The sequence below is a fragment of the Hyunsoonleella aquatilis genome, from assembly GCF_014270105.1.
In the GTDB taxonomy this organism is placed as follows: domain Bacteria; phylum Bacteroidota; class Bacteroidia; order Flavobacteriales; family Flavobacteriaceae; genus Jejuia; species Jejuia aquatilis.
In genome coordinates, this window is sequence record NZ_JACNMF010000003.1 from 211311 (window position 1) to 222731 (window position 11421).

An 11421-nucleotide genomic window follows, 5' to 3' on the forward strand; every position below is an offset into this window, starting at 1 on the left:
TAAAACAAGAATGAGAATAAAATTTAAATACCACAAAGTTATATTTCTATTATTAATGGCTATTGTGTCTTCAGCTTCGGTGTTTGCTAGTAAGCCTAATTGGCAAGATGCAAAATGGATATGGCAAGAAAAAGACGGACCAGCAAATACTTGGGTGGCGTTTCGAAAATCATTCAATCTTAACGAAATACCAGAGCAAGCTTTCGCAAATATTGCTGTAGATACCAAATATTGGCTCTGGGTTAATGGTAAAATGGTTTTGTTTGAAGGTGGTTTGGCAAGAGGAGCTGCACCAAACACAAACTATTACGATGAAGTTAATTTAAAGTCGTATTTAAAAGAAGGAAAAAATACCATTGCTATTTTGGTTTGGTATTGGGGTAGAACCCGAAAAGTGCATGATGACAGTGGTAAAGGAGGGCTTTTATTTCATGCTAATCTAGGAAAACAACGACTCGTTTCTAATGCAGATTGGAAAATGAAAGTTCATCAAGCTTACGACTCAAAAAGCGGTGGTGGTGGAGGTAGTGCCAATCGAGTCAATGCTTACAATGTAAAATTTGACGCCCAAAAAAGTTTAGGTGATTGGTCAGATAATGCTTGGTACACTAGTAATTACGATGATAAAAATTGGTACAAACCAATTGTAAAAGGTAATGCCAATGGTAAACCTTGGGGAGCTTTAGTAAAAAGAGCAATTCCTCAATGGAATGATAGAGGTTTGGTAAACTATACATCTCTTACACTAGAATCTAATAAGGAGAAGATTAATCTACCATTTACCAATACAACAGATTCTTCACTTGTAATTCGTGCTAAATTACCTTTCAACCAGCAAATAACGCCATATTTAAAAGTAAATAGTAAGGCAGGAAAAACCATTGTAGCAGACATGGATAATCCATTTAATATGCTAAAGGGTACTTACATAACAAAAGATGGTGTACAGGAATTTGAAAGTTATTCTTGGATTAATGGTCATTTTGTAGACTACACAATTCCTGCAGGAGTAGAAGTGTTAGAACTAAAATACAGATGGACAGGTGTTGGTGAAATGACTGGAACATTTGAAACTAGTGATCCTTATTTTACACGCTTATGGTGGATGGCTCGAAATACGTTATATGTCTGTGCTAGAAATAATTATATGGACTGTCCAGATAGAGAACGTGGTTTATGGATTGGTGATGTTGCAGACCAAACAGGGGCTGTTTTTTATACATTGGATGAACCAGGGCGTTTATTATTGAAAAAAGGAATTGATAATACCATTGCTTACAGGGCAGGAGATACAATTCAAGGGTTAGCACCTGGTTTTGGTGCGTATCGTGGAAAAAGTAGTGAACTAACAGGGCAAAGTTTACAATACATAGATCAAGGTATTTGGCAATACTATTACAACACAGGAGATAAAGCCACGCTTGAAAATGCATATCCAGCCGTTTTCAATTATTTAAAGTTGTGGGATATGCAAGAAAATGGTTTGCCAAAGCATAGAAAAGGGTATGCAAACTGGGTAGATTGGGGGATAGATACAGATCCTGTAGCAACAAATGTGGTGTTGTATTTTATGGCGTTACAATCCGCTAAAAAAGTGGCAGTAGCATTAGGAAAAACGAAAGATATTACTTGGTATGATGCACGTATTACAAGTATCAAAGCTAATTTTGAAAAAGAATATTGGCAAGGGAATCGTTATGGGTCTAAAAATAAAGTTATAGAAGAACGCGTAAGTGCCTTAGCTATTATTAGTGGATTAGCTAAAAAAGAACACTATACTATTTTAGTAGATAGCGTTTTAGTTCCTGTAAAAAAGTCAAGTCCACACATGGAATGGATAGCTGAAGAAGCGATTATGATTACAGGGCAATACGATAAAGGATTACAGCGTATGAAAGACCGTTATCAAGAGCAAGTAAATAAGGAGTGGCTAAGTACTTTGTATGAAAAGTTTTTACCAAAATTACGAGGTACCTACAACCATGCTTGGAATGCGCCAAACTATGTCCTTTCAAGATACATTGCAGGTATAAAAGCAACAGATGTGGCTTGGGCTACTTATGAAGTAAAACCAAATTTAGCACATATGACTTCTGTAAAACAGATTGTACCTTCTGTAAAAGGAGGCATTACTGTAGAAGTTGATAAAACAGAAAACAACTACAAATTAAATTTAATCTCTCCAGAAAAAACCACAGCTACTGTTTATATTCCTAAAGAGGGGAAAGAAATAGTAAAGATTTTAGTAAATGGTAAAAATGTTTGGAGAAAAAATAAGTTAAAAAAACAATTAGAAGGATTTGATTTTAAGAGTGAAAATGATGAGTTTTTAGTTTTTCAGATTAAACCAGGTACATGGCAGTTAACTGCTTCTTATCAATAATTTAATAACATAATTATGAAGAAATTAATAGCACTTATTTGTTTATTTCTGTTTTTAACTGGATGTAGTAACTCTGAAAATTATGAGATTATTAAATCTAATTTCATCAACCCAACAGAAGACAATAACCTTTGGTGCTATTGGTATTGGATTAATGATGATATTTCTAAAGACGGCATTACCAAAGATTTAGAGGCGATGAAAAAAGCAGGAATTGGTGGTGCTTTAATCGGTAATATTAACCCGGCTCATAAAGATGGAAAAGTGCCGATGTTGAGCGAAGATTGGTGGAATCACATGGTACATGCTGTAGAAGAAGGCAAACGTATTGGTGTAGATATTGGTATTTTCAATTGTCCTGGTTGGAGCCAGAGTGGTGGCCCTTGGGTAGATTATACCAAGGCTATGCGTTATTTAACTTTTAGTGAAACAAAAGTTGAGGGAGGTAAAGCGTTAACATTATCATTAAAAAAACCAAAAGAAAAGTTTCAAGACACACATACCTTTGCGTTCAAATCTTCAGATGTTGCAAAACGAAACACACAATCTATTCCTACAAAAATTACTGCTAACTGGAACGATGTTGATGTAAGTGTTCTGTCTGATGGCAACAAGGAGGCAGACACCAGCTTTAAACCAAAAAAAGGAGAGCCTTTAGAAATTAGTTTTGACCTTGCTGAACCGATTACAGCACGTTCTATAACTATCATACCAAGTAAGGCTTTTAAGTGCAACATGTCTTTAATTGCTGTGGTTGATGGTAAAGAGAAATTGGTAAAAGAATTTCAGTTTGACCGTTTTCGCATTACACCAAACGTAGCATCTATTGAAACAGGTGATTTCGCAACGGTTTTACCAGAAACGAAGGCCGGTAAATTTATTTTAAAATGCACCAGTTTTGGAACTAAAGGTACGGGTTATGGATTCGCTGAAATAAACATTTCTGAAGCTCCTGTACTGGATAAATACATAGAGAAACAATTAGGTAAAATGCATTCTACACCAAAACCTGATTGGGACACCTACATTTTTGGAAGACAAGAAGCACTGAAAGACAAGAGTTTTACAGTTAACCCAGATGAGGTTATCGATTTGAGTGATAAATTAGACGAAAATGGCGTTCTTAATTGGGATGCACCAGAGGGGAATTGGACGATTATGCGAATGGGAATGACACCAACAGGTACAAAAAATGCGCCTGCTGCCCCTCAGGGTGTAGGTTATGAAATCGATAAAATGAATAGTGGTTTGGCACAATATCATTTCGATAACTTTGTAGGTGAATTTTTAAAACGTATTCCTGAAGAAAGCAAATCTGCCTTTAAATATGTTGTGGCAGATAGCTACGAACAAGGCTCTCAAAACTGGACAGATGGTTATGAAGTAAAGTTCAAAGAAAAGTACGGATATGACCCTGTACCATTTTTACCAGTGCTTTCTGGTAGAATTGTAGGAAGTGTTGAACTTTCTGAGCGTTTTCTCTGGGATTTACGTCGTTCTATCGCCGATGATGTGGCTTACGAATATGTTGGAGGTCTTAAAAAAGCAAGTAACAAACACAACTTGAAAACCTGGTTAGAGAATTACGGACATTGGGGGTTTCCTAGTGAATTTATGATGTATGGTGGCCAATCTGATTTAATTGCTGGGGAGTTTTGGAATGAAGGAACATTGGGTAATATCGAATGTAAAGCATCTTCTTCTACAGCACATACGTACGGAAAACCAATCACTTCTGCGGAAGCATTTACTTCATCAAGAAGAGCATATTTAAGACATCCTGCAATGCTTAAAAAACGAGGCGATTGGTCGTTAACAGAAGGTATCAATCACTTTGTTTTGCATTTGTACATTCAGCAACCAGATGATAATAGAAAACCAGGAATGAATGCTTGGTTTGGTACGGAATTCAATCGTCACAATACTTGGTTTAGTCAGGCAGACACTTACTTTGATTATTTGCGTCGTTGTCAATACTTATTACAACAAGGAAAGTATGTGGCAGATGTCTGTTATTTTATTGGGGAAGATGCACCTATTATGACTGGAGGTAGAATACCAGAAATTCCAAAAGGCTATTCTTATGATTATATTAACGCAGAGGTAATTTTGAATAGACTTACAGTTAAGGATGGTCGTTTTGTATTGCCAGATGGCATGAGTTATAAAGTGATGGTATTGCCACCTTTTAAAACCATGCGTCCAGAATTATTAACCAAATTGGAACAATTAGTTGCACAAGGAGGAGTAATTTTAGGACAAAAACCAGAAAAATCGCCAAGTTTAGAAAACTATCCAGCAAGTGATAAGATTGTGAAAGATTTGGCAAATAAAATGTGGAATGCCAATTATGTAGATGGTAAAATGAAAGCAATTTATGGAAAAGGAAAAATTTGGGATGGATACGAATTATCTGAAGTTTTTACCGAACTAAACTTAGCTAAAGATGTTGATGTTTCAGAGGATGCACCAGTACTTTGGATACATAGAAATATGCCAGGTATGGATGTTTATTTCATATCAAACCAAAGTGATGAGACATTAGATGTTGCTCCAATTTTTAGAACAGATAAAAGTTTAAAACCACAACTGTGGAATGCCTTAACTGGAGAAATGAGAGCTTTACCTGAGTATGAAATAACTCCAACTGGAATTAAAGTGCCATTGCAATTTAAAGGAGCTCAAAGTTGGTTTATTGTTTTTAGTGAAGAAGCTAAAACCGATAAAGGTCTTAATTTTCCAGAATACAAACCTTTAGTAATATTAGATAAAGATTTTAAAGTCGATTTTCAAAATAAAGAGATTGGACCAAAAGAAACCCTTGTGTTTAACAAGCTACAAGATTGGTCAACTTCAGAAAATGAACAAATAAAATTCTATTCAGGTACAGCAACATATACCAAAAATTTTACAATTGAAGAACTTCCTGAGAATCAAGAAATGTACATCAATTTAGGAAAAGTATCAGTGATGGCGAAAGTGAAATTAAATGGAAAAGATGTTGGAGGTGTATGGATGGCTCCTTACCGATTAAACATTTCAGAAGCTATCAAAAAAGGGGAAAACAAACTAGAAATAGAAGTAGTAAATCTATGGAGAAATCAATTGATAAAAGACAAACAAAAACCAAAAGAAGAAAAATATACTTGGTTGGTTATTGATGATATTAAACCAAACTCAAAATTACAGGAATCAGGATTGCTAGGGCCTGTGGTTATTGAGTCTATTCAGTATTGATTTGAAAATAAATTAGAAACTATTCATGAAACCCAAAATAGCAACTTTTAGTATCCTTTTGATTACCTTAATATCTATCATTGTAGGTTGCAAGAAAAAACAAGTGGTAGAAAATAAAGAGGCGATTGAAAATCTACAAGTAGCCACAAAACCAAACATCATTTTTATTCTAGCAGACGATTTGGGCTATGGCGATGTAGGCTTTAATGGACAGGACAAAATAAATACCCCAAACATTGATAGGCTAGCTGAAAATGGTATGATTTTTACTAATCATTACACAGGGTCTTCTGTTTGTGGGCCTTCTAGAGCTGTTTTGATGACAGGTAAACATACAGGTCATAGCACTGTAAGAGGAAATCCGAGATGGACAGCAAGTGGTACTCCAGTAGATTTGGATGATAAAGACGTTACTGTTGCAGAAGAATTGAAACGCGCAGGTTATACCACAGGAATTGTCGGCAAATGGGGGCTTGCAGAAAACTTAACCGATGGTGTGCCTAATAAACAAGGTTTTGATTATTTCTACGGATTTAACCAACACTCTCCTGCGCATCATTATTACCCCAATACTATTTTTGAAAATGAAACCGAGTTAACCTTAGATGGAAACGACCCTCAAAATAAAAAGGGACAGCACATCCATTATTTAATTTCAGAAAAGGCAACGGAATTTGTTAATAGAAATCATGAAGTACCTTTCTTTCTCTATGTGTCATATACCATCCCGCATTTTGAGCTAACTATTCCAGAGGAAGAAAAAGAACAATACAAAAACTTGGGGTGGCCAAAGCGAAAAATGACACCAGGGCATTATCGTCATGATGAAGATGGCCACATTACCTATGCAGCAATGGTATCTACTATGGATAGAGATATTGGAAATCTATTAAAACAACTAGAAAAGTTAGGTGTAGCTGATAATACCTTAATTGTTTTTACTAGTGATAACGGACACGAATATGACGATTTAAAAAATGAGTTTTTTAATAGTAATGGCGATTTTCAAGGACATAAGCGCGATTTGTATGAAGGTGGTATTCGCACCCCTTTTGTAGCTTATTGGCCAAATACAATTAAAGCAGGTTCAACAACCAATCATATTTCTGCTTTTTGGGATTTTTTACCCACAGCTTGCGAGCTGGCTGGTATACAACCTTCTGATAAAATTGATGGTGTTTCTTATGCACCTACACTTTTAGGAAATGATAATCAGCAACAAAAACACAGTTATTTGTATTGGGAGTTTAATGAAAGACAAGGGCCTATTCAAGCGGTTAGAAAGGACAATTGGAAAGCTGTAAAATTCGATAAAAAACCTGTTGAATTATATGATTTAAGTAATGATATAGGCGAGCAAAATAATATTGCAGAACAGCATCCGGAAAAGGCAAATGAGCTATTACATTTTATCAACAATTCTAGAACAGAACATCCGGAGTTTCCTTTGATAAAAAAGACGTTTAAAAAATAATCATTGACATCACTGAAATATGAGAATACATCTAATATTATTCACTTTTTTGATTACCTCGATTAGCTCTTGTAATAGCCAATCCAGTCGAAAGCAAAATACCAAACTCAATATCGTTATCATAAATGTGGACGATATGGGGTGGAGAGATGTTGGTTTTATGGGAAGTGAATACTACGAAACTCCCAATATAGATTACCTGTCTAGTTTAGGAATGGTGTTTACTAACGGCTATGCATCTGCCTCTAATTGTGCGCCAAGTAGAGCTAATTTAATGACAGGGCAATGGGCGCCACGTCACGGTATTTATACGGTTAGCCCTTCAACACGGGGTAAGTCTGAAGATAGAAAACTAATTCCTATAAAAAATACTCATACTTTATCACCAAAACACAAAATATTACCTCAGATTTTACGAGCAAACGGATACCTTACCTGTCATGCAGGGAAGTGGCATTTAAGTGATAACCCTCTAGAATATGGTTTTGATGTGAATATTGGCGGAAGTCATGCGGGACTACCCAGAAGCTATTATCCACCATATAAAAATGTGAAGATAGAAAAAGGCAATAGCCAATATTTGACAGATTTGGTAATGGAAAATGCTTTAAAGTTTGTAGATACCGTTCAGAAACCATTTTATTTGAACTATTCGCCTTATGCAGTTCATGTGCCTATTATGGCAGTAGACAGTATTGTACCTAAATATGAAAAAAAATCACCTTGGCAAGGTCAAGGTAATCCTGAGTATGCTTCAATGATAGATAATCTAGATAGGAATATTGGGTTACTCATCAATAAGTTGAAAGAAAGAAATCTTTTTGAGAATACACTCATTGTTTTTACTTCAGACAATGGCGGTTTGTATGGAATTACGAAACAAAAACCATTAAGAGCAGGAAAAGGGAGCTATTATGAAGGTGGTATTAGAGAGCCTTTTTTCTTTGTGTTGAATGGTAAGATTCAGCCGAATATAAAGAGTGAAGTCCCCATAACGAATTTAGATGTTTTTCCAACAGTATTGTTATATGCAGGTATTGATGCTAGCTCGCTTCAATTGGATGGTAATAATTTAGCACCCGTTTTAGAAAAAGAAGTAGAAGTTTTTGAACGTCCTTTATTTTGGCATTTTCCAATTTACTTACAAGCCTATAATGTAAATGACAATGAAAATAGAGACTCTTTATTTAGAACACGACCAGGTTCTGTAATACGAAAAGGCGATTGGAAATTGCACTATTATTTTGAAGATGACGGGGTAGAATTGTACAATTTATCTGAAGATATTGGAGAACAAAATAATCTTTCAGAAACAAATCCAAAAAAGAAAGAAGAGTTACTTAACGATTTAAAAAAATGGTGGGCAGAAACGAAAGCGCCTATACCTAAAACTAAAAATCCCGAATTCGAAAACTAAGTTTCAATAATATTGAAAACATTAATTCACAGGATATTACAGGATGTTAATTCTATCAAAAAGAATTAACTTTGAGAAAGTAAAATCGGTATTAAATGATAAATATTCTGAACTTCATAAAGAAATATGTTTTTATTTTATTGAGTTTTACTTGGGTTACTTTCATGCAAAGTCAAGTAAAATTATCGACTGATTTTACAAGTGAAAGTGATAAAAGGCTCCCAATTCATAATGTATGGAATACAGCTAACAGAATAAGTCCACGAAATGGATCAAATATTCGAACAGGTCTTAAAATGAATATTGTGAGAATGATTGGGGGAATCAATAAAGTTGTAAATGGCGTGGCGCAAAAAGATTTGGATTATGACCCATGCATATATGACTCTATTAAGAATAAATATGTTTATAGATGGGATCCTCTAATAGATAGACTTAATAAAGTAGTTAACTCGCAAACCGAAATTTTGCAAATTGCTTTAGATCAACCACCATGGGCTTTTCAGCATGGTTATACTTTTATTCAGGAAGGTACAAGAGATAATGTAAATTTCAGAGAAAATGAAAGAATATCCGTTTATGGCAATTCTTTGCCACCTGCTAATAAAGATGCCTATCACGATTTTATAAAAGCATTAATGACCAAATTGGTGGAAACCTATGGTGAGGAAAAGGTTTTATCATGGCGTTTTAGAGTTGGTTCGGAAATTGAAACTCCAGATCACTGGTATGGTACCAAACAAGACTTTATAGAACACTTTGCAAATACTGAAAGTGCAGTACGATCTATTTTACCAAATGCAAAAGTTGGATTACATACAAGAAATCCAGGTTTCTTATATAAAAATGGTACCATTTTAAACTATAAAGGAGAACCTTATGCTTCTTTCATTGAAGGGCTAATTGATTACAATCACGCTAATAATATAAAGTGTGATTTTTGGGGATTATCAGATTACATTGTTATAGGTAATAGTAATTTAAGAGACATGAATGGCAAATACACCAAAAATTTTGCACCTCTTATCAATAATCCTAAATGGAATCCCGAAACGTCAATAGATATTATGGAGTACAAAACTGTAACCACTATGAATGGTGCAGATGGGAAAGGAACAATTGGTTGTGAAACCACGCATAGAGAAATTGTAGAATTGATTTTTGCGAATACTTTTTATAAAAATAAAGACAAAGGTCTAGAACATATTTACAGATGGGGCAATAGAACAGGTAGTGAAGACCCTGATGCTATAAAAGAATTAAATAAGATGATTGATCTAGTTCGTTATGAAACTAGCATATCTGGGAATCCCAATACATCAACAAATGAGTTGGATGCTATCTTTGCCAAAAAAGAATCCGAAAGTGAGTTTGATGTTTTGATATATAATTATAACAGTAGCGCACTTAGTTATAGAGATAATGAAAATGTAGATGTTTCTTTTTTTACAGATTTACCCGTTGGAACAACATTATACTGCAGAAGCAAACCTTATGGGAAAGAGAATAACAAGCTTCAGAATTTTTTAATCAATAATTCGAACCACGTAATGAGTGGTTTTGATGAGAAAGGAGCTCCGGATCGTACTTTAACAGAAGAAGGTTACACAGCGTATCAAAATTATGAAAACCCAAACCCTCATCAATTTACAGAATGGAAAAGCCTTACTACTAAAGAACGAAATGATGGTAAATCTGGATCTGAAGTTAAAATGTCAACTGAAATTGGGTCTTTTGCTTTTGAGAAATTCGAATTCAGACTGGAATCAGCTTTTGTTAAGGCAATAACTCCAGCAAACTATGTTTGGACTTCTACGGAAGACTTTTCAGCTTGGTTCGCCGTTAAAGGAGGGATGACCATAAATACAGATAATGATAAATTAAATGTTGCTTTTTCTTCGGAATCTTCTTGGCCTACGATAGCAATAAATAATCTGAATTTAGATGCCAGCCTTTATGGTACTTTAAGAATTGTGGTTAAGAATAATACCGATAAACCTGATCTTCAAATGTTTCCGAATGCCTCAGGGGCAAGTTCTAAGACAGGTAGAAAAAAAGAAACTGTACCCAATGACAACCAATGGCATACCTTAGATTTTGATTTAATTAATTGGAGATTATGGACAGGCACTATCAATGAATTTGAATTTTATAACAACTTTAGTTCAGGAAGTATTGTTTTTGATAGTATTGAGTTTATACCTAAAAATCCTACTACCCACACCATAACACTTAGTAAAGAAGGGCAAGGACTTTTAAACTATAGTAGTGGTACTGCACTTAATGGGCAAGAATTTAGTTTAAATGCTATTGCAAATGAAGGTTGGAAATTTGAAGGTTGGGAAGGCGATATTATCAGTACAGATAATCCATTAGCAATAACAGTAACGTCAGATATGAATATCAAAGCAGTATTTTCGAATGATCAATTATCTGTTGATAAGAATAATACACAAAAATTTATTGTATTTCCGAATCCTAGTGATAATGGTGTGTTTCAATTAAAAAGTCAAACACCTCAAAGTTGGAAAGTATATGCTATTACTGGAAAAAAAATATCTGAAGGAAAAGGGCGTGTTATTGACATTTCCTCTTTTGCCAGAGGAATGTATATCTTAAAAGTCAATAATTCTTTTATCAAATTACTGTATTAAAAAAGGTAAGCAAAAAGAAAAAATATTCAATTAATTCCGAAACCCACTAATAGAAGTAATGGCATTTGTTCGTTAGTAGCAGAATGCGAATAAAGTACGAGTAAGGACTTGATATCCGAATAGAAATAAGACGCCTATAACGTATAAAAATTGAGTATCAACAGATCGGGAAAGTAATTTTAGATTAAAAGTAAAAGGTAAATTTATTTTCTTTTCGATATCCCGAGAGTACAGGATAAACTTTTTAACAGAGCCT

5 protein-coding genes are annotated in these 11421 nt (G+C 34.6%); all 5 read left to right on the plus strand.

Going from position 1 to position 11421, the window contains the following annotated elements:
* The first annotated feature begins 10 nt into the window (after nt 1-10).
* The 5 genes from H7U19_RS09720 to H7U19_RS09740 all read left to right on the plus strand — a co-directional run bounded on the left by H7U19_RS09720 (nt 11) and on the right by H7U19_RS09740 (nt 11165).
* The gene (locus H7U19_RS09720) at nt 11-2383 is read left to right on the plus strand and encodes an alpha-L-rhamnosidase-related protein (protein ID WP_186561815.1); all 2373 of its coding nucleotides are present in this window, start codon (nt 11-13) and stop codon (nt 2381-2383) included.
* A 15-nt stretch (nt 2384-2398) separates the two neighbouring features.
* Nucleotides 2399-5620 carry a glycosyl hydrolase gene (locus H7U19_RS09725; protein WP_186561817.1) on the plus strand — a complete coding sequence of 1074 codons (3222 nt, stop codon included), beginning with the start codon at nt 2399-2401 and terminating at the stop codon, nt 5618-5620.
* 25 nt (nt 5621-5645) lie between these two features.
* Nucleotides 5646-7094, plus strand: a complete 1449-nt coding sequence (locus H7U19_RS09730) for an arylsulfatase (protein ID WP_186561819.1) — start codon at nt 5646-5648, stop codon at nt 7092-7094.
* 19 nt (nt 7095-7113) lie between these two features.
* Nucleotides 7114-8511, plus strand: a complete 1398-nt coding sequence (locus H7U19_RS09735; RefSeq protein ID WP_186561821.1) for a sulfatase — start codon at nt 7114-7116, stop codon at nt 8509-8511.
* Nucleotides 8512-8606: 95 nt separating this feature from the next.
* Nucleotides 8607-11165, plus strand: coding sequence for an InlB B-repeat-containing protein (locus H7U19_RS09740; RefSeq protein WP_186561823.1), 2559 nt, complete (start codon nt 8607-8609; stop codon nt 11163-11165).
* Nucleotides 11166-11421: the final 256 nt, after the last annotated feature.

Coding starts and splice junctions, on each gene's coding strand:
- H7U19_RS09740 (WP_186561823.1), top strand. CDS start 8,607: ATGATAAATATTCTGAACTTCATAAAGAAATATGTTTTTATTTTATTG.
- H7U19_RS09735 (WP_186561821.1), top strand. CDS start 7,114: ATGAGAATACATCTAATATTATTCACTTTTTTGATTACCTCGATTAGC.
- H7U19_RS09730 (WP_186561819.1), top strand. CDS start 5,646: ATGAAACCCAAAATAGCAACTTTTAGTATCCTTTTGATTACCTTAATA.
- H7U19_RS09725 (WP_186561817.1), top strand. CDS start 2,399: ATGAAGAAATTAATAGCACTTATTTGTTTATTTCTGTTTTTAACTGGA.
- H7U19_RS09720 (WP_186561815.1), top strand. CDS start 11: ATGAGAATAAAATTTAAATACCACAAAGTTATATTTCTATTATTAATG.